Here is a 19,420-nt window from a genome sequence, read left to right as displayed (position 1 = left end):
CAGCGGGGGCGGGAAACGGTGTCGCGCGGCGCTGCGGGTATCGTGAGCGCATGCCGATGATCGACCTCTCCGCCGCAAGCTGGACCGACGTGCGCGACCACATCGCCGCGGGCGACACCATCGCCTTCCTCCCGTTCGGTGCCCTCGAACAGCACGGCCCGCACCTGCCGTTGACGACCGACACGATCCAGTGCGCCGCCATCGCAGCGAGGCTCGCCGACCACTACTCCGGCTTGCTTCTGCCGCCGGTACCGTACGGAGAGACCTGGGACAACGCCGGGTTCCCGGGCACCATCTCGCTGTCGGCGTCGACCGTCACCGCGATCTGCGTCGACATCGCCACGTCGGCGATGTCGTTCGGGGTGACGACCTTGGTGATCGTCAACGGGGACTACGGGAACCGTGCACCCGTCCACGCCGCCGCACGTCAGCTGTCGATCGCCGGCTCCGACGTGATCGTGCTCGACTACCCGGGCCTGGTCGAGGTCGGCGACAGCGTCAAGGAGAGCCCGTGGGCGGCGCCGGGGCTGTGTCACGCCGACGAGATCGAGACGTCGATGGTGCTCGCGCTGGAGCCGGATCTCGTGCACCCGGAGCGGTACGCCGCGGCGTACCCGGAGCTTCCCGCTGACTTCGGGAAGCGGCCGATCCGATTCGACACGCTGTCGCCTACGGGGGTGTTCGGAGATCCGCGGCCGTCATCCGCCGTGAAGGGGGAGGCGATCGTCTCGTTCGTCGTCGAGCGGTCGATCGCCGAGGTCGACGCCCATCTTGCTGCCATCGGAGCCCCGTAGGCCCCGTCGGGCACAGCATTCCGGCGACGTCCGGCGGCCTCAGGATGCGTCGAACGTGAGCGTCACGAGGCCGCGCGCGCGGTCGTTCGGCTGCCGGGACAGCTCCGGGGAGAGGATCTCGGTGATGACGACCTCGGTCGGGTACTGCACCGTGCCCCCGAGCACGTGCCCTGCGGTTGCCCGGGCCGAATCGCCCTTCGCGCCGACCGACACATGCAGATGCACCTGAGGGCCCTCCGGGCCGCGTGCGACCGTTGCTGAACCGAGTCCCTCGGAATTCCGCACGACGACGGATTCCTGCAGCGGGTCGTCTTCATCAGGCGGCGGATGTTCGGCGCCGACGATGGTGAGCTCGGTGAACGCCCCGAAGAACACCGGGATGTACGCACTCCCGACACCGAATTGTGCGCAGGCGCTCGCCAACGCGCCGAGCACGTCGTCGCCGGGTTCGAGCACCGCGATGAAGGTGCGGCCAGTGACGATCTCGGCGGCGAACATCCGTCGGTCCTCTCGAGCGAAGGAGCGGGTCAGTTCCAGAAGCCGAGGTGCGCTTCGGCGGCCTCGTCCTCGAGATGGGGGCCGGAGACCGCGATCGTGCGTTGGCCGCGCGCGAACACCTCGCGGCAGGGCAGGGAGAACGTCGGGTTCTCCGGATGATCGCCGGTGAGCTCGAGCAGGCGTCGCTCGGAGAGGGCGTAGACCACGCGGTCGATGCCCGTCCAGTACGCCGCCCCCGAGCACATCGCGCACGGCTCGGCACTCGTGTAGAGGGTGCTGCCGACCATGCCCTCGGCCCCCACGGCGCGGAACGCGGCGGCGACGGCGCGCAACTCGGCGTGCTGGGTGGGGTCGCCGTCCGGCGGGAGGGAGTTGTTGCCCGACGAGGAGACGATCGCTCCGGCGGCATCCGAGACGATCGCCCCGAAAGGGTGCTTGCCGTCGGCGCGGGAGGCTTCCGCGACGGCGAGGCTCGCGCGGAGGAGCTCCGTCTCGGCGTGCGACAGTCGGTCTGGCATAGGTCCTCCACATGTGTACAAGATCGTTTCCGATCACTCTCAGGATTCCATGAAACCGCGCGAATGCGACGTTGTGTTACGCCGGCGTTACGGTCGCGAGACATCTTGCGCTCAACTTGTTAACAAGCTGCTGAAGGCGGATAGCCTGCTGACCGCACCGCTTCCGCGCTCCGCGTCCTCCCGAAAGGCCCGTATGCCCGCCGTCGACCTCGCAACCTCTGCCGTCCGTATCGACGAGCAGGACATCCGGTTGCTCCCGAAGGCCGAGGTGCACGTGCACCTCGAAGGCACCTTCGCGCTCGTCGACATCCTTCGGCTCGCGAAGGAGAGCGGCGAGAGGCTCCCGGGTCCGGCGGCGACCGTCTTCGACGTCCGCACCCACGACGCCTTCGCGATGCCCGAGATCACCACCGGCGGTACGCGGAACGGCGTCGGAGGAGCGGGCCTCAGCGGATTCCTCCGCTTCCTCGACTGGCAGTGCGGCCTGGTGCGTTCCCGCGAGCAGGCGGCCCGGGTCGCCTACGCCTTCGCCGCGCGCCAGACGGCCTCGGGAATCCGCTACTCCGACGTCATCGTCAACCCGACCCACTGGAACGCCTGGCACGGTCGCGAGATCGAGCTGATGGAGGCGCTGGCTGCGGGCCTGGACGAAGCGGAGCAGGACGGTCTCTGCGTCACGAACATCGCCTACTCGCTGTTGCGCTCCCAGTCGTCGGGAGAGGCGGAGGACGTCGTCGCGGCCCTCGCGGACCAGCGCCCACGCCGCGTCGTCGCGCTCAGCGTCGACGGCGACGAGAAGTCGAGTGGCCGCACGGGGGAGAAGTTCCGCACCGCGTTCCGGGCCGCCGAATCGGCCGGCTTCCACCGCACGGTGCACGCGGGCGAATCCAGCGGACCGGAAGGGGTCTGGGACGCGCTCGACCACCTCCACGCCGAACGGATCGATCACGGTGTGCGGTCCATCGAGGACGCCGCGCTCGTGCGGCGGCTCGTCGACGAGGGGATTCCGCTCGGCGTCTGTCCGCGCTCGAACGTCGCGCTCGGGCTCTACGCCGACTGGGCGTCGCATCCGTTGCCGCAGCTGGTCGACGCTGGGGTGCGCGTCACGCTCAACACCGACGACCCGGCACCGCTCGCCTGCACCCTCGACGAGGACTGGGCCGTCGCCGCCGCCACCTACGGCTTCGACCGCGCCGACCTGGTCGGGTTCGCGGCCGAGTCGATCCGCGCCTCGTTCGCCGACGACGACCTCAAGCGCGATCTGCTCGTCGAGCTGGCACGCGCCGCTGCACCCGAGGGGGCCCCGTGAGCGCCCGCGCCGCGGGCCGGACACAGCGGTTCGTCGTGAGTGCATTCGGGCTCGCGGCCGTCGCGGCGGCGCTGCTGGTCGTCCTGGTGGTCGTCGGCGGACCGACCGAATCGCGAGCGGAATCGCCGACCGTCGACGGCGCCGAGATCGCACTCGCCCCGATCGTCGCCGCCTGGCCCCAGGGCTACACGGTGACCGGAACGAAATCCGAACCCCTCTACGTCGAGCACATCACGTCGACCCGGGACGGCGACCTCTACTCCGTCACCATCGACGTGGTCGCGCAGGGCGACAGCCCGTTGGGGGTGCAGAAGTCCGCGGTGCGACTGACGAGCGATGGCGGCATCCGTTGGATCGACGGATGCACGAAGACCGCCGCCGATTGCCTGGACGACCCCGGGCTCCGCGGCTTCCTGTCGCAGGCCGCCCTGCTCGGAGCGCTCGAGCGCCACGTGCTCACCGCCGATGCCACCGGTGTCGCGCGGACGCTGCACGGTCATCCGGTCGTCTGCGTCACGGATGCCGCGTTGCACCCTGATGCCCCGCCCGTGGTCGAGGGTCTCGATCCCTGCTTCTCGATCTCGACCGGCGCCCTCCTCGGGCACTGGTCGACCCCCAGCGCGGCCTTCGTCGGCCCGACCCTCGCCGAGGGTCTCGTCGACCGGCCACGCTGATCTCCCCCACCGCACCACCCCGCACCCGTCCTGCATCACACCCGAAAGGAACATCATGAGAAGAATCGGAACCGTCCTCACGGCAGCCGTCGTGACCACCGTCGCCGCGATCGGCCTCGCCGGCTGCAGCGCCGGCTCCTCGGCGTCGAGCGACAGCACGGCACCGGCGACCGACAAGGTCATCAAAGTCGGCGCCCTCACCCCGGGGAACACCAACGACGGCGCCTTCAACCAATCGCTCGCCGACGCCCTCGAGAAGCTGAAGGACGAGGGGCTCATCGATTACGAGCTGCGCGACCAGATGTCCGACCCCGCGGAGAGCGAGCCGGTGATCGCCGACTTCGCCAGCCAGGGCTACGACCTCATCATCGGTCACGGCATCGAACTCGGCGACGCGGTGTTCTCGGTCGCCGGCGACTTCCCCGACGTGCACTTCACCGCATCGGGCGGGCCCGACATCCTGGAGAAGTACACCGACAACGTCGAGACCTGGACCTACGACACCCCTCAGGTCGGCTACCTCTCCGGCTACATCGCCGGAGTGACCGGCGCGTCGCCGATCGGCCGGGTGGAGAGCATGGAGCTCGACTTCGTGAAGGCCACCGACGCGTTCTTCCAGCAGGGGGTCACCGCCGCCAACCCGTCGGCGGAGTTCCTGCCGGTGGTCTACGCAGGCAGCTTCGACGACGCCCAGGCCGCCGCGGCAGCCACCACCGGGCTTGTGGGCCAGGGTGCGAAGCTCGTCTACACGACCGGAGACGGCATCGCCACCGGTGTGGGCTCGGCCGCCGCCGAGGCCGGGGTGCTCAGTGTCGGGGTCTCGTCCGCGGCCGGAGAGGCGGCGCTGGCGAACAACGTCTCGACCGTCGACCTCGACATGTACCCCATCGTCAAGGCCTGGGTCGAAGAGGTCGCCAACGGTGACTTCGGCGGCAAGGGCGTCACCTCGACGCTCCAGAACGGCGGGATCGTCTACGCGCCGATCAACGACGTCGACGGCGCCGTGCCCTCGGATGCCGCCAAGAAGGTCGAGGACGTCATCGCCGGCATCACCGACGGAACCGTCACCATCGGCTGATGACCGTCTCACCCCAGGAGATGGACCGCGTTCTCGAAGCGCGGTCCATCTCCAAGAGCTTCGGGCCGGTGCGTGCCCTGACCGACGTGTCGATCCTCGTGCGCCCCGGCGCGGTGCACGCGCTCGTCGGCGAGAACGGCGCCGGCAAGTCGACCCTCGCCAAAGTGCTCGCCGGCATCGAGCTGCCGTCGAGCGGCACCATGACCATTGGCGGCGCGGCCTTCGCTCCGCGGGACCGCGCCGATTCCAAACGAGGCGGCGTCAACATGGTGCCGCAGCAGCTCAGCCTGGTGGGCGAGCTCAGCCTGGTCGAGAACTACCTCCTGGTCGGCTCGCGGCGGTTGCTGAACCGACGGTCGGCCCGCGCTCTGCTCTCCGCGACCCTCGAGCGCGCCCGCGTCGAGGTCGATCTCGATGCGCCGACCGCGACGCTCACACAAGCTCACCGGCAGCTGGGCGAGATCGTCGTCGCCCTCGCCGAAGGCGCCAACACGCTCATCCTCGATGAACCCACCGCGAGCCTCGGCCCGCTGGAGGTCGGCGGGTTGTTCGAGCACCTCCGGGCACTGTGCGACCTCGGCACCGCGGTGCTGCTGATCACCCACCGTCTCGACGAGGTGCGCCAGGTCGCCGACGACCTGACGGTGCTCTCGCACGGCGAGAACGTGCATCACGGATCGGCCGCCGGTCTCGAGCCGACCGAGATCGCCCGGCTCATGGTGGGGGAGCTGCCCCCACCGCCTCCCCGCTCCGAACGCAGCCCGGGCGCGGTGGTGCTCCGGGCGTCCGGCGTCGTGGCGCTCTCCACCCGCGACGCCTCCCTCGACGGCGTCGACCTCGCCGTGCACGCGGGAGAGATCGTGGGGATCGCGGGGGTGGCCGGAAGCGGTCAGAACATCCTGCTCGACGTGCTCGGCGGATTCGTGGAGCCCGTCGGCGGCACCATCACCCTCGAGGGGGCGGAGGCCGGCTCCCGGAGCGGAGCGTCGGCTGCCCGGTTCCAGCGCGCCGGCCTCGCGTGGATCCCCGAGGAACGCACCGAAGCCGTGGTGCCCGCGATGTCGTTGCGGGAGAACCTCTCCGTCTACTCCACCGCCGTCGGTGCTTCGCCAGGGCGAGGAAGGATGACGGCGAAGCCACGCCCCAGCGGCACCGGTGACGTGGAGGGGACCCTGCGCGCCTTCGACGTGCGCCCGGCGCGGCCGGAGCTCGCGGCATCCGGGCTCTCGGGCGGCAATCAGCAGAAGCTTCTCGCAGCGCGTGAACTCGGTGCGCACCCCGCCCCACGGGTCGTGCTCGCCTACGGCCCCACTCAGGGCCTCGACCTGCGTGCCTCGCAAGCGATCCGCGAGCGGCTCGTCGCCCTCGCGGCGGCCGGATCGGCCGTGGTGGTGGCGTCGCACGACCTGGAGGAGATCCTCGGGGTGGCCGACCGCGTGGTCGTGATGTTCGCCGGCCGCATCGTGGCCGACTTGCCGATCGGCGAGGCCGACACGGAGCGAATCGGCCGTGCGATCGCCGGTCTGATCGACAGCCCCACAGCCGTTTCCGGCCCCGACTCCGCCACCCAGGGAGACCCCGCGTGACCGACAAGACAGACCTCTACCCCACCGTCGCCGAACTCGGGCGGCTGCGCGCCGTCGCGGTGGGTGCGGAGACACCCGACCTGATCGTGCGCGGCGGTCTCGTGCAATCGCCCGGCACCGAGGAATGGCTCGAGCGCGACGTGCTCGTGGCCGGCCGGCACATCGCCGCCCTCACTCCGTGGGGACACGTGGCCGCGACGCCCTCGGTCGAGGAGATCGACGCATCCGGATGCCACGTCGTGCCGACCTTCATCGACGCGCACCTGCACATCGAGTACACGAACCTCACCCCCGGGGAGCTCGGTCGTCTGAGCGTCGCGCGGGGCACCGGCACCGTGCTGACCGACCCGAACGGCGCCGCGAACGTGTGGGGGGCGCGTGGCATGGACGAGCTGCTCTCGACCACGACGCCGCTGCACATCTTCCAGCAGGTCTCGCCGAAGACTCCCGGGGCGCCGTACCTCGAGCGCGGCGGTGCCGTCATTCCCGAGGAGGTCGTGCGCGGTCGGCTCTGGGACGACGTGACCACCAATCTCGGCGAGGGCAACCCCTTCGACTACGGCGAGGAGTCGACCGGGCGATTCCGGGAGGCCCTCGCCGCGGGTCGCCGCATCACCGGGCACACCGCCGCCCAAACGAACGAGTCGCTCTGGGGCTACCTCGCCGCCGGCGTCGGCGACGACCACAATTCAGCCACCATCGACGAGGTGCTCGAGCGGGTGCGCCTCGGCGCGATGATCACGGTGATGGGCGCGTCGCTGACCGACAACACCGTTCCGATCTTCTCCGACCTCGAGCGGGTCGCCCCCGCGCTCCGCAGCCTCTGCTTCTGCGCCGACGACAAGCACGCGCTCGACCTCAGCACCGAGGGGCACATCGACCATCACGTGCGGCAGGCGATCCGCTTCGGCGTCGATCCGCAGCTCGCCTACCGGATGGCCACGACGCAGCCGGCGGCCTACTACCGGCTCGACCAGATCCTGGGCGTGCTCGCCCCGTCACGCCTCGCCGATCTGCAGATCATCCCCGACCTCGCCGAGGTGCGGCCCTCGGTCGTTCTCGTCGAAGGCCGTGTGGTGGCTCGTGAGGGCGTGGCCCTGTTCACGAACACCGACGAGCTGCCCGAGTGGATGACCGACACCGTGCACCTGCCCGAGACCCTCGACCCGGCGATGTTCGACGTGCGCGCCGACGCTGCCGAAGGCGGCCGCGTGCGGGTGCGGGCGATGGAGATGTACAAGGGCTACTTCAAGCACGCCTTCGAAGCCGAGCTCGATGTGGTCGACGGACGGGTGCAGGCCGACACGGCGACGGATGTCCTGAAGATCGCCGTCGTCGATCGGCACCACGGCGAGGCGCTGACCGGAATCGGCTTCGTGAAAGGTTTCGGGTTGTCGCGCGGCGCCATCGCGATCACGATGAACTGCCCGAACATGAACGTCGCCGTGGTCGGTGTCGACGACGCCGAGATGCTGCACGCCGTCGAAGAACTGCGCTCGATGCAGGGCGGATTCGTGACGGTCGCAGACGGAGAAGTGGTCGGCCGGGTGCCCCTCCCGGTGGGCGGCATGATGAGTGCCGCTCCGTTCGAGGAGACGGCGGATGCCCTCCGTCGGGCTCACGAGGCGACCCACGCTCTCGGCTGCCCCATTCCGTCGCCCTACATCATCCTGTCGTTCGTCGGGTTGTACGTGGTTCCCGATCTCGGGATCACCGAGCTCGGCCTCATCGACGCCGCGACGCAGTCGTTCGTGGATGTGCTGCTGCCCGGCCCCGTCGATCGGTGCGGACACGACGGGGAGGACTCGTGAAGGCGATCGACCGGCGACGCTGGGTGCTCACCGCCTCGGTGGTTCTGGCCGTGGTGGTGGCCGCGGGCGCGCTCATCCTGTTCGCCGGAGCCGACCCGTTCGTGGGAATCCAAGGGCTCGTGGAGGGGGTGTCCAGCTCGCCCTACCGGGTGGGCGAGGTGCTCGTCGGCGCCGTGCCGATCGGCATCGTCGCGCTCACGCTCATTCCCGCGCTCCGCGCCGGGATCTTCTCCGTCGGGGCCGAAGGACAGATCGTCGTCGGCGCCATCGGCGCGGCGGGGTCGGTGTTCGCGGTCGACCAGCTGCTCGGAGGCGCTGCGCCGAGCATCCTGCTCTGGCTCGCCGGGTTCCTGGGAGGAGCCGCCGGGGGAGCCGTGATGGCGTTGATCCCGGCCTTCCTCGCGGTGCGCTGGCGGGTGAACGAGATCCTCAGCACCCTGCTGCTCAACTACCTCGCGGCCGGATTCCTCGGCTGGACGCTGCGCACCTGGCTGGCGAGCCCGGAAGAGACGGCGACCCCGCAGAGCGCCCGGCTGCCCGAGGCGGCCGCGCTCCCGCCGCTCCTGCCCGGCACGCGGGCGCACTGGGGCATCCTGCTCGTCATCGTGGTGGCCATCGCCTTCGTCCTGTGGCGCCGTTCGGCGGCGAGTGCACGGCTGACGGTCTTCGCGACCCGGCCCAAGCTCGCGCTGCGGCTCGGCGCGACCCGCTCGCGCACGGTCTACTCCACCATGCTCGTCTCCGGTGTGGGTGCGGGCGTGGTGGGCTGGATCCAGGTCGCCGGGGTGAACGACCGCCTCCTCAACTCGGTGTCCGGCGGAGTCGGATTCTCGGGCCTCGCGGTCGCGCTGCTCGGGGGCCTCGCGCCGATCGGCATCGTGCTCGCGGCGCTGTTCTTCTCGGCGCTCACGGCCGGCGCCGTCGGCATGCAATCCGCCACCGGCACCGTCCCGGCATCGATCGCCGAGGTCGTGAAAGGCGTGCTCCTCGTCGGCGTCGCGTGCATCGCGGCCTATCAGCGCAACCCGGCGGCCGTGCTGGCGCCGGTGGATGCGAAGACCGCCGCCGACGAAGCGGCCCTCGCCGCCGTTCCCGTCACCGCACCGGGAGACGAACCGGAGACCCTCGTCGGCACCCTGACCGAGGCCGAGCACGAAGGAGGCCGCCGATGAGCGTCGAACTCTGGGTCGCGATCGTGGCCGGGGCGCTCGCGCTCGCCGCCCCTCTCGTGTTCGCGGGCATCGGCGAGGGATTCGTCGAGCGCGCGGGCCGGATCAATCTCGGCATCGAGGGGATGATGATCATGGGCGCCTTCGTGGGCGTCTGGGCCGGCAGCATGGGCGGGCCCCTGGTGGGCCTGGCCGCCGGCACCGCGGTCGGACTCGTCATGGCGGTGGGCATGAATCTCGTCGTCTACCGGCTGCACGCCAACGAGATCGTGGTGGGCCTCGCCGTGACGATGCTCGGTCTCGGCCTCAGCACCTACTTCTACCAGCTCTGGATTCCGAGCGGCGAGACCAACGTCACCGTGCAGACCCTGCCGCGAGGGCTCGGGCCGCTCGCCGACATCCCGATCGTCGGCCCGATCCTGTTCGGCCAGAGCCCGCTCGTCTATCTCGCAGCCGTGCTGCTCGTCGCGGCCTGGGCGGTCTCGCGGTTCACCCGCTTCGGTCTCGCGGTGCAGGCCGTGGGCACCGACCCCGCGTCCGCCGCTCTGCGGGGCGTGCGGGTGCAGAAGACCGGCGCATCCGCGTTGCTGATCGGGGGCGCGCTCGCCGGTCTGGGCGGCGCCGTGATCACGGTGGGAACGATCGGATCGTTCACCCCCGACATCACGGCCGGCCGCGGCTACATCGTGCTGGCCATCGTGATCATGGGCCGCAGCCGTCCGGTGGGGATCGCTCTCGGCGCCCTCCTGTTCGCGTTCCTGCAGAGCTTCGCGCTCTTGTCGCAGTCCACGGCCCTGACGTTGCCGAGCGAGGTCTACCAATCGATCCCCTATCTGGTGACCCTCGTGGTGCTCGTGATCACCTCGCGCAACCAGCTGCGGCGCCTGTACCGCGTGCCCCGCACCGCCTCCGCCTCGCGCGTGACCACGGAGTCGACGTCGACGAAAGCGACCACGCCATGATCAGCGAGAGCCAACGGGTGCTGGCCGGGGTGCTGCGCTTCGTGCGCGACGCCGCCGCGACGGGATCCACCCTGCCCGGTGAGGTGGAGATGGCCGATCGCCTCGGGATCACCCGCAAGCAGGTGCGCGATGTGCTCGCCTCACTCGAGCAGCAGGGGATGGTGCTCCGGCGCCAAGGAGCCGCCACCGAGGTCGACCCCGTGGCCACCCGGATGAGCGTGCGGTTCGAGGACCAGCTCGAATACAGTGTGCTGCTGCGTCAGCTGGGGTATGAGAGCAGCGTCGAGGTGCTCGAGATCTCCGACACGCTGATGCAGAAGGAGATCGCGGGGTTGCTGATGACCGAGGCCGGCCGACCGGCGGCCCGCATCGTGAAGCGCTGGCGGGCGGACGGGGCCGTGGCGATGCTCTCCTTCGGCACCGTCCCGCTCCCGTTCCCGCGCGCCGAAGTGGACCTCGGCGACTCCATCTACTCGGCGATCGCGCAGGTGTGGAACGAGTCCATCGCCTGGGAGGTCGCGACTCCGTCGGCCGAAGCGCTGACCGAGGAGGATGCCGTCCTGTTCGAGCATCCGGTCGGCACCCCCGTGCTCACCCTCGACATCGTCGGCATCGGTCTGAGCGGACGCCGGTTGTTCCACGCCCGGGAACTGCACGACCCCACGACCGTGTCGTATTCGATGATGCGCACGCGCCGGCCACCCCAGGTGTTCTCCACCGCCCGCTACCAGTTCTGATCCGTCCGTATCGAGAGGATGCCCCATGCTCACCCGCCCATCGCCCGTCCTCGTCCCCGACGGCGAGGCCCACTGGATCGAGACGGCGGAGGGTCTCGCGGAACGCTTCTCCGCGACCGTGGCCGCCGACGACGAGTCGGGGGAGCTGCCGATCGAGCATCTGCGCGCCATCTCGGCGAGCGGTCTGGATGCCGCCTTCCTGCCGGTCGAGGCCGGTGGCGAGGCCTTGTCGTATGCGACGCTGGCGCAGGTCGTCCGCATCTTCGCGGCGGCGCATCCGGCCGTCGCCGCCGTGTGGTTGATGCACATCGGCGCCGCGCACGGCCTCGTCACGATGTCGGCACCGGCGGCCGCGGAGTACTTCGCCGAGCGGCTCCGCGCGGGTGACCGGTTCGCGAACGCCCTCTCCGAGCCCGCGGGCGGCAACCACTTCCTGGCCTCGCAGCAAGACGTCGAGCCGGTCGACGGCGGGTGGGTGCTCTCCGGCCGCAAGCTCTTCGTGTCGGGTGTCGAGGCCGCGGACCACCTGCTGCTGAACGTGCGGATCGACGGCGCACCCGCGTTCTTCGGGGTCGACCGCGACGAGACGATGTCGCTGCCGCCGATCGACCAGACCATCGGCATGAGGGCGACCCGCAGCCGCACGATCCTGTTCGAGGGCACCGTGCTCGAGCGGGCACGCCTGTGCGGGCCGCCGCCCGTCGACTACGCGAACCTCATCACGGTGGGATTCGCGTCGCTCTCGATCGGCATCGCCGAGTCGGCGATCGACGCCCTCACCGTCTCGGCGAACGCCAAGAAGGGCCCCGCCGCCGAGCGCCTGGCCGACGCCTCGTGGGTGAAGTCGGAGACGGCCATGGCGTGGGCGGAACTCCGGGCGGCGCGCCTGCTCGCCGAGCAGACCGCGTGGCTGGCCGATCGCCGCGACCCGCAGGCGATGCTCGCCGCCACCGAGGCGAAGATGCTCACCAACGAGGTCGCCAAGAAGGCGGCCGCGCTCGCGCTCAAGGTAGGCGGAGGCGGGGCCTACCTCGCGCGCTCGCCCATCCAGCGGATCTTCCGCGACGCGCAGGCCGGCGCGCTGATGGCTTACTCGGTGCCGTTCAGCCAGGAGCTCGTGGGCGGGTGGGTGCTGGCGGCGCCGCCCACCCCGGTCTGACCCCGGCCCTGGCGGTACTTCGTCACCGAGTGGGCACGATTCGTCTCCGTGGTGCGGATGTCGCGACGGATCATGCCCACTCGAGCGGGTCAGGCGGCGAGCAGCTCGAGCGTGTCGATGACGCGGTTCGAGAAGCCCCACTCGTTGTCGTACCAGGCGACCACCTTGACGTGGCGTCCGTCGACCCGGGTGAGCGCGGAGTCGAAGATCGACGACGCCGGGTTGCCGGTGATGTCGCTGGAGACGAGGGCGTCGTCGGAGAACTCCAGGACGCCCGCGAGCGGCCCGTCCGCGGCCGCGCGGTAAGCCTCGAGCACCTGCTCACGGGTGACGTCGCGCGCGACGACCGTGTTGAGCTCCACGATGGAGCCCACCGGAACCGGCACGCGGATCGAGTCGCCCGAGAGCTTCCCCTCGAGTTGCGGCAGCACCAGGCCGATGGCCTTCGCGGCGCCCGTGGTCGTGGGAACGATGTTCACGCCGGCGGCGCGGGCGCGACGCGGATCGCGGTGCGGGCCGTCCTGCAGGTTCTGCTCCTGCGTGTAGGCGTGCACCGTGGTCATGAAGCCGTGCTCGATGCCGGCCAGGTCGTCGAGCACCGCGGCCAGCGGAGCGAGCGCGTTCGTGGTGCACGACGCGTTGGACACGATGGTGTGCACGGCGGGGTCGTAGGCATCCGTGTTCACGCCGAACGCCAGCGTGACGTCGGCGCCGTCGGAAGGCGCGCTCACGAGCACCTTCTTCGCACCCGCGTCGAGGTGCGCGCGGGCGGCGTCGGCCGAGGTGAAGCGGCCGGTGGCCTCGAGGACGATGTCGACACCGAGCTCGGCCCAGGGCAGCTGCGCGGGCTCGCGTTCGGCGAGCACACGGATGCGTCGACCGTCGACCACCAGGGTGTCGCCGTCGACCGACACCGGGCGGCCCAGGCGGCCGGCGGTGGAGTCGAAGGCGAGGAGCCGGGCGAGGGTGGCCGGGTCGGCGAGATCGTTCACGGCGACGACCTCGAGGTCGCTGTCGCGCTCGAGCAGGGCGCGGAGGGCGTTGCGTCCGATGCGGCCGAATCCGTTGATGGCAATGCGAGTCATGGGTGGTGTTTCCTTTCCGCCCACTAGATTCCCTCGCGACATCCGATCTCGACAGTGGCCGGAGCGCCATGGTTCGCAAGGATCGCGCCATCCCTCGTTCCGCCTCACCGACCCGTCAGTTCTCGTCGGAATAGCGGGCCCAGAGCGACGAGAAGTGACGGGTCGATGCGGCGGCTACTCGCCGTGGGCGAAGGTGCGGCGGTAGTCGCTCGGGGTGGTGCCCAGGATGCGCTGGAAGTGGAGGCGAAGGTTCGCCGCCGTGCCGAGACCGACATCCGCGGCGATCTGCTCGATGCTGCGTTCGGAGCGCTCCAGCAGTTCGCGCGCCACGTCGATGCGCGCGCGCATCACCCATTGCATCGGCGTGTACCCCGTGTCGTCGACGAAGCGGCGCGAGAAGGTGCGCGACGAGACGGATGCCTGCTGCGCGAGCACCTCGAGGGTGAGCGGTTCGGCGAGCCGCACCAGCGCCCACTCGCGCACGGCGGCGAAGCGAGCGCCGAGCGGTTCGGGAACGCTGCGCGGAACGTACTGCGCCTGCCCGCCGCTGCGGTACGGCGCCGCCACGAGCCGGCGCGCGGTGTGGTTCGACGCCGCCACACCGAGATCGCGGCGCAGGATGTGCAGGCAGAGATCGATTCCGGAGGCGGCACCCGCCGAGGTGAGCACGCTGCCCTCGTCGACGAAGAGCACGTTCTCGTCGACCGTGACCTGCGGATACTTCGTGGCGAGGGCCTGCGTGTAGTGCCAATGGGTGGTGGCGCGCTTGCCGTCGAGGAGGCCTGTGGCCGCGAGGGCGAAGGCGCCCGTGGAGATGGCCGCGAGCCGGGCACCGCGGTCGTGGGCGGCGATCAGGGCGTCGACGACCTCGGGCGCCGGGTCGTCGCGATCCGGATGCCGGTAGCCCGGCACGAACACGATGTCGGCCCACTGGAGGGCGTCGAGCCCGTCGGCCACGTGGTAGGACAGGCCGTCGCCGCCCGTGACGAGTCCGGGTGCCGCCCCGCACACCCGCACCTCGTAGGGCATGCTCGCGCGGGTGCTGAACACCTGCGCCGGGATGCCCACGTCGAGCGGTTTGGCGCCGGCCAGCACGAGCACGGCCACCCGTCCCAGCCTCGCATCGGTCATCGGTCCAGGCTACGTCAGGCCCACTTCTTGACGGCCCAGCGCTCGAAGAGGGCCAGGATCGAGTCGGTGACCTTGCCGAGCACGGCGAGGAGGATGATCGCGAGGAAGATGCGGTCGATACGGCCGTTGTTGCCCGAATCCGAGAGCAGGAAGCCCAGGCCCATCGAAGCGGCGATCAACTCCGCGGCCACGAGGAACAGCCAGGCCTGGGCGAGCGCGAGTCGCAGACCAGACGCGACCGAGGGGATCACCGCGGGCAGCTGCACCGTGAAGAACAGGCGCGCGCCCCGGTAACCGAACGCGCGCCCCGCCTCGACGAGCTGCCGGTCGACGTGCCGAAGCGCCGCGGCCACCGTCGTGTACACGGGGAAGAAGGCGCCGATCGTGATCAGGATGATCTTCGACTCCTCACCGATCTTGAACCAGAGGATGAGCAGCGGCACCCAGGCCAGAGACGGCACCGCCCGGATGGCGCCGAGCGTGGGTGCCAGCAGGATGTCGGCGAACCGGGACAGCCCCACCACGGCGCCGAGCGCGAGGCCCAAGGCCGCGCCGATCAGGAAGCCGATGACGACGCGCTGGGTGGAGATGGCGACGTACTGCCAGAGCAGCCCGCGCTGGGCGAGGTCGACGGCCGCCTCCCACACCATCTGGGGGGAGGGGAGTTGCGAGGTGGCGACGACACCCGTGGCGGTGACGAACTGCCAGACCGCGAGGATCAGCGCCGGCAGCAGGGCGCCGCCGATCACCACCGCCCATCGCCGCGAGCCCGGCCGCGGCGCGCGGCTGGGCGTCACGGCGACGGCGGGTGCGTTGCCTGTGGCGGCGTAGGCGGTGGCGTCGACCGACATCCGTGCTCCGATCAGCCGATCGCCGCGGGGTCGGCGGCCTTCGCGAACCGGTCGTTCACGATCGTGTCCAGGGCGTCGTCGATCAGGCCCTGGTTCGCCACGTCGCCGGTCTCGACGAAGAGCGGCCCGATCGTCTTCAGCACGGAGACCTGGGCGTCACCGGGAACGTTGTCGACGTCGAGGTTGGTGCGCTCGGTGATGACCTTGGTGGCCACGGCGGGATCGAGGCCGGCCACCTCGGCGAGGATGGCCGCGGTCTCGTCGGGGTTCTCCTCGGCCCAGGCCCGCGCGTGCTCGTAGGCGTTCACGACGGTCTGGGCGACGTCCGGCTTGGTCTCGAGGAACGATTCGGTGGCGTTGAGGAAGCCGTAGCTGTTGAAGTCGACGTTGCGGTAGAGCAGTTCCGCGCCCGACTGCTCGGCGCCGGCCATGATCGGGTCCAGGCCCGCCCACGCGTCGACCGAGCCGTTCTGCAGTGCTGCCCAGCCGTCGGCGTGCTGCAGGTTCTGCACGGTGACGTCGTTCGCGGTGAGGCCGTTCGCCTCGAGCGCCTGGATGAGGAAGAAGTAGGGGTCGGTGCCCTTCGTGGCCGCGATCTGCTTGCCCTTGAGGTCGGCGACCGAGGTGATCGCCGATCCTGCCGGCACGACGAGCGCCGACCACTCGGGCTGCGAGAAGATGTCGATGACCTGGATGGGCGAGCCGTTCGAGCGCGCAAGGAGCGCGGCCGATCCGGCGGTCGAGCCCACGTCGATGGCGCCGGCGCGCAGGGCTTCGTTGGCCTTGTTGGAGCCGGCCGACTGCACCCAGTTGACGGTGATGCCCTGCGGCGCGAGCGCCTCCTCGAGCCAGCCCTGGTCTTTGATGACGAGGCTGAGCGGGTTGTAGGTGGCGAAGTCGATGTTGAGGGTGCCGCCCTCGGTGACGACGTCACCGCTGTCGGAGGCTGCGGGAGCGGCGGCGGCCTGGCCGCTGTTCTCGCCGGCGACGCAGCCGGAGAGCAGGAGGCTCGCGGCGGCGGTCGCGGCGAGCGCGATCGGGAGGAGTCTGGTGCGGGTCATGGTCGTCCTTCGTCGTGTGCTGTGTGCTGTGTGCGGGGATTGTTCGTGGGTCAGAGGTGTTCCTGGCCGGCGGCGTGGCGCTCGATGCCGAGACCGCCGAGAAGCTGCGCCCGCAGTTCGGCGAGTTCGGCCGAGCCGCGATCGCGAGGCCGGATGCCGGGAACGGTGACGACCTGCTGGATGCCGTTCGCGGCGTCATCCTGCCCTTTGCCGAGCAGGATGACGCGATCGGCGAGCTGCAGGGCCTCGTCGACGTCGTGGGTCACGAGCAGCACGGTCGTGGGAGCGGCCGTGTGCACCTCGAGGAGCAGGTCTTGCATCTTGAGCCGGGTGAGCGCATCCAGAGCTCCGAAGGGCTCGTCGAGCAGCAGCACGCCGGGGTTCCGCGCCAGCGCGCGGGCCAGCGAAGTGCGCTGGGCCATGCCGCCGGAGATCTGTCGCGGCGTGTGGCCGGCGAAATTCGACAGTCCGACGAGCGAGACCAGCTCGGCGACGATCTCGCGGCCGTCGGTGCGGGAGCCGCCCCGCGGCAGACCGAGGGCCACGTTGTCCGAGAGCGTGCGCCAGGGGAGGAGCCGCGGCTCCTGGAAGCCGATGGCGCAGCGTGCGTCGAAGGGCGTCACGGGAGTTCCGTCGATCGTGACCCTTCCGGCCGTGGGGGAGTCGAGGCCGCCGGCGATCCGCAACAGTGTCGACTTGCCGCAACCGCTCGGACCGAGGATCGCGACGATCTCTCCCGGCTCGATGCGCAGCGTCACGTCACCGAGCACGCCCGTGGACGTCTTCTTCTTCGGCGCGGGAAAGCTGCGGCCGAGACCGGCGAACTCCACCGAGAAGGCGCGGTTCGTGACATGGCTCGAGCGCGAGAGCAGGGGCGGCTGCGTCAGTGCCACGATCCCCCCTCGTCAACAGTTGTCTGGCTGCCACCGTATGGGGAGGCCATCACCGGGGCCGCATCGTCGCGTTACGCAACGTAATATTCCGGCGCCCGGATACCGCCTGGCTCTGCTCCGGTTCCGCCGGCGGGGCCAGGATGGAGGGATGAAGACTTTCGCACTGCCATACACCGAGCTCACGGTCTCCGACGTCATCCTGGGCCTCATGCGGATCACTCCGCTCAGCGACGAGGAGATCCGCACGCTCGTCGGCACCGCCCGCGACTCGGGAGTGAACGTCTTCGACCACGCCGACATCTACGGCGACGTGCGGCACGGCTGCGAGACCCGCTTCGGCGACGCCGTCACGTTCAGTCCGTCGGAGCGCGAGCAGGTCGTGATCCAGAGCAAGGTGGGCATCCGCGACGGATACTTCGACTTCTCGAAGGAGCACATCCTGCGCACGGTGGAGGAGTCGCTGGCCGCACTGCGGATCGAGCACCTCGACCTGCTGCTCCTGCACCGCCCCGACACCCTGGTGGAGCCCGAGGAGGTCGCCGCCGCGTTCGACGAGCTGCAGGCCGCCGGCAAGGTCACCCACTTCGGGGTCTCCAACCACACGCCGGGCCAGATCGAGCTGCTCAAGCGTTTCGTGCGCCAGCCGCTCGCGGTGGATCAGGTGCAGCTGAGCATCACCCACGCGCCTCTCATCGCGGCAGGCGTGGCGGCGAACATGGGCGGGCTCGACCAGTCGATCGACCGCGACAACGGCCTCCTCGACTACGCGCGGCTCAACGACATCACGCTGCAGGCGTGGTCGCCGTTCCAGAAGGGCTTCTTCGACGGCGTCTTCCTCGGCGACCGCGAGCACTACGCCGAGCTGAACGACGTGCTCGACGAGCTGGCGGCCGCCTACGGCGTCACACCGACGGGGATCGCGGTGGCGTGGATCACGCGGCATCCCGCGCAGATGCAGGTGGTGCTCGGCACCACGAACCCGGAGCGCGTGGCCGACTCGGCCGCCGGCTCCGACGTGCGGCTGACGCGCGAGGAGTGGTACCGCCTCTTCCGCGCGGCCGGCCACATCCTGCCCTAGGGCGGGGCCGGTACTCTAGATTCACGATGAGCAACAGATCCCGCTGGTTCCGCCTCGTGTGGATCGCACCCGCACTCGTCGTGCTCCTGCTGATCGCCGTCCTGGCGGCCATCGCCATCCGCTCGTCGCCGGCCGGTCAGAACTTCCTCGCCGACTATCCGGGGTACACGCCACTGCCCGCCGACGCGCCCGTCGGCATCCCCGCGTGGCTCGGCTGGCAGCACTTCCTCAACATGTTCTTCCTGCTGTTCATCGTGCGCACCGGATGGGTCATCCGTCAGGGCGTGCGGCCGTCGGCGTTCTGGACCCGGAAGAACGACGGGCGGCTCCGCACGAAGAACCCACCGGTGCGGATCGGGTTGCCGCTCTGGTTCCACCTGGCCGTCGACATCTTCTGGGTGCTGAACGGCGTGGTGTTCGTCGTTCTCCTGTTCGCCACCGGTCAGTGGATGCGCATCGTGCCCACCAGCTGGGGCGTCATCCCGAACGCGGTCTCGGCGGGCCTGCAGTACCTCTCGCTGAACTGGCCCACTGAACACGCCTGGGTCAACTACAACAGCCTGCAGGTGCTCAGCTACTTCGCCACCGTGTTCCTCGCGGCGCCGCTCGCGCTCGTCACCGGCATCCGGATCGCCCCCGGATTCGCCGCCCGACTGCGGCCGCTGGACCGCGTGTTCCCCACCCGCATCGCGCGCACCGTCCACTTCGTGGTGATGATCTACTTCGTCGGCTTCACGGTGGTGCACGTGACCCTGGTGCTGGCGACCGGCGCTCTCGAGAACCTCAACGTCATGTACGCCTCGAGCGACGACGCCGGATGGACCGGCTTCTGGATCTTCGCGGCCTCCCTCGTCGTGCTCGCCGCCGCCTGGATCGGGGCACGGCCGGCGGTGCTCACCGCGATCGCGGGGCGCACCGGGACCGTGCGTGTGATGGGCGGCCCCGCGCGCCCGCCGCAGCCCAAGCCGAACCCCTAGGCCATCCGTCGATCCGTCACTTCCGGCCCCACTGCGCGCCGAGTAGGGC

Annotated in this window: 19 protein-coding genes; 12 read left to right on the top strand and 7 right to left on the bottom strand. The window is 70.3% G+C overall.

What is annotated here, in order from left to right:
- Positions 1-50 precede the first annotated feature (50 nt).
- Positions 51-794 (top strand): creatininase family protein, encoded by a 744-nt coding sequence (locus ACFJGU_RS01210; RefSeq protein ID WP_382306932.1) that lies wholly within the window; start codon positions 51-53, stop codon positions 792-794.
- 39 nt (positions 795-833) lie between these two features.
- Here ACFJGU_RS01210 and ACFJGU_RS01205 read toward each other — a convergent pair whose 3' ends face one another.
- Both ACFJGU_RS01205 and ACFJGU_RS01200 read right to left on the bottom strand, forming a co-directional pair.
- A complete protein-coding gene (locus ACFJGU_RS01205; protein ID WP_382306930.1) occupies positions 834-1,292 on the bottom strand; it encodes a PPC domain-containing DNA-binding protein in 459 nt (152 codons plus the stop codon).
- A 29-nt stretch (positions 1,293-1,321) separates the two neighbouring features.
- Positions 1,322-1,810, bottom strand: a complete 489-nt coding sequence (locus ACFJGU_RS01200) for a nucleoside deaminase (protein WP_382306928.1) — start codon at positions 1,808-1,810, stop codon at positions 1,322-1,324.
- 193 nt (positions 1,811-2,003) lie between these two features.
- On the opposite strand from ACFJGU_RS01200, the gene add reads away from it, so the two are divergent.
- Genes add through ACFJGU_RS01155 form a run of 9 tightly spaced genes read left to right on the top strand, consistent with a single transcriptional unit; the run spans position 2,004 to position 12,295 of the window.
- Positions 2,004-3,119, top strand: coding sequence for an adenosine deaminase (add, locus tag ACFJGU_RS01195; protein WP_382306927.1), 1,116 nt, complete (start codon positions 2,004-2,006; stop codon positions 3,117-3,119).
- Positions 3,116-3,793 carry a hypothetical protein gene (locus tag ACFJGU_RS01190; RefSeq protein ID WP_382306925.1) on the top strand — a complete coding sequence of 226 codons (678 nt, stop codon included), beginning with the start codon at positions 3,116-3,118 and terminating at the stop codon, positions 3,791-3,793. Before add ends, ACFJGU_RS01190 begins: the two co-directional genes overlap by 4 nt.
- Positions 3,794-3,848: 55 nt before the next feature.
- On the top strand, positions 3,849-4,871 hold the full coding sequence (locus ACFJGU_RS01185) for a BMP family protein (RefSeq protein ID WP_382306924.1): 1,023 nt from the start codon (positions 3,849-3,851) through the stop codon (positions 4,869-4,871).
- A complete protein-coding gene (locus ACFJGU_RS01180; RefSeq protein ID WP_382306923.1) occupies positions 4,871-6,457 on the top strand; it encodes an ATP-binding cassette domain-containing protein in 1,587 nt (528 codons plus the stop codon). Before ACFJGU_RS01185 ends, ACFJGU_RS01180 begins: the two co-directional genes overlap by 1 nt.
- Entirely contained in the window at positions 6,454-8,268 is a 1,815-nt protein-coding gene (locus ACFJGU_RS01175) for an adenine deaminase C-terminal domain-containing protein (RefSeq protein ID WP_382306921.1), read from the top strand. Before ACFJGU_RS01180 ends, ACFJGU_RS01175 begins: the two co-directional genes overlap by 4 nt.
- The gene (locus ACFJGU_RS01170; RefSeq protein ID WP_382306919.1) at positions 8,265-9,440 is read left to right on the top strand and encodes an ABC transporter permease; all 1,176 of its coding nucleotides are present in this window, start codon (positions 8,265-8,267) and stop codon (positions 9,438-9,440) included. The genes ACFJGU_RS01175 and ACFJGU_RS01170 overlap by 4 nt, the downstream gene beginning before the upstream one ends.
- The gene (locus tag ACFJGU_RS01165; RefSeq protein WP_382306917.1) at positions 9,437-10,399 is read left to right on the top strand and encodes an ABC transporter permease; all 963 of its coding nucleotides are present in this window, start codon (positions 9,437-9,439) and stop codon (positions 10,397-10,399) included. The genes ACFJGU_RS01170 and ACFJGU_RS01165 overlap by 4 nt, the downstream gene beginning before the upstream one ends.
- Entirely contained in the window at positions 10,396-11,136 is a 741-nt protein-coding gene (locus ACFJGU_RS01160; protein ID WP_382306915.1) for a GntR family transcriptional regulator, read from the top strand. Before ACFJGU_RS01165 ends, ACFJGU_RS01160 begins: the two co-directional genes overlap by 4 nt.
- A 25-nt stretch (positions 11,137-11,161) precedes the next feature.
- Positions 11,162-12,295, top strand: coding sequence for an acyl-CoA dehydrogenase family protein (locus tag ACFJGU_RS01155; protein WP_382306913.1), 1,134 nt, complete (start codon positions 11,162-11,164; stop codon positions 12,293-12,295).
- Between the two features lie 89 nt (positions 12,296-12,384).
- Here ACFJGU_RS01155 and gap read toward each other — a convergent pair whose 3' ends face one another.
- The 5 genes from gap to ACFJGU_RS01130 all read right to left on the bottom strand — a co-directional run bounded on the left by gap (position 12,385) and on the right by ACFJGU_RS01130 (position 17,316).
- Positions 12,385-13,380, bottom strand: coding sequence for a type I glyceraldehyde-3-phosphate dehydrogenase (gap, locus tag ACFJGU_RS01150; RefSeq protein ID WP_382306911.1), 996 nt, complete (start codon positions 13,378-13,380; stop codon positions 12,385-12,387).
- Between the two features lie 174 nt (positions 13,381-13,554).
- Positions 13,555-14,511 (bottom strand): GlxA family transcriptional regulator, encoded by a 957-nt coding sequence (locus ACFJGU_RS01145; protein WP_382306909.1) that lies wholly within the window; start codon positions 14,509-14,511, stop codon positions 13,555-13,557.
- Positions 14,512-14,525: 14 nt separating this feature from the next.
- Positions 14,526-15,362, bottom strand: a complete 837-nt coding sequence (locus ACFJGU_RS01140) for an ABC transporter permease (RefSeq protein ID WP_382306907.1) — start codon at positions 15,360-15,362, stop codon at positions 14,526-14,528.
- A gap of 11 nt (positions 15,363-15,373) precedes the next feature.
- On the bottom strand, positions 15,374-16,423 hold the full coding sequence (locus ACFJGU_RS01135) for an aliphatic sulfonate ABC transporter substrate-binding protein (RefSeq protein ID WP_382306906.1): 1,050 nt from the start codon (positions 16,421-16,423) through the stop codon (positions 15,374-15,376).
- 50 nt (positions 16,424-16,473) lie between these two features.
- A complete protein-coding gene (locus ACFJGU_RS01130) occupies positions 16,474-17,316 on the bottom strand; it encodes an ABC transporter ATP-binding protein (protein ID WP_382306904.1) in 843 nt (280 codons plus the stop codon).
- Positions 17,317-17,464: 148 nt separating this feature from the next.
- Between ACFJGU_RS01130 and ACFJGU_RS01125 the strand changes: the two genes are divergently transcribed.
- Entirely contained in the window at positions 17,465-18,394 is a 930-nt protein-coding gene (locus tag ACFJGU_RS01125) for an aldo/keto reductase family oxidoreductase (protein ID WP_382306900.1), read from the top strand.
- Between the two features lie 26 nt (positions 18,395-18,420).
- Positions 18,421-19,371 (top strand): cytochrome b/b6 domain-containing protein, encoded by a 951-nt coding sequence (locus ACFJGU_RS01120; RefSeq protein WP_382306899.1) that lies wholly within the window; start codon positions 18,421-18,423, stop codon positions 19,369-19,371.
- Positions 19,372-19,420: the final 49 nt, after the last annotated feature.

Origin of the sequence: Herbiconiux sp. UC225_62 (assembly GCF_042694625.1) — a bacterium.
In the GTDB taxonomy this organism is placed as follows: domain Bacteria; phylum Actinomycetota; class Actinomycetes; order Actinomycetales; family Microbacteriaceae; genus Herbiconiux.
The sequence above is the reverse complement of the archived record's forward strand: the minus strand, read 5'-3'. Positions and strand labels throughout refer to the sequence as shown.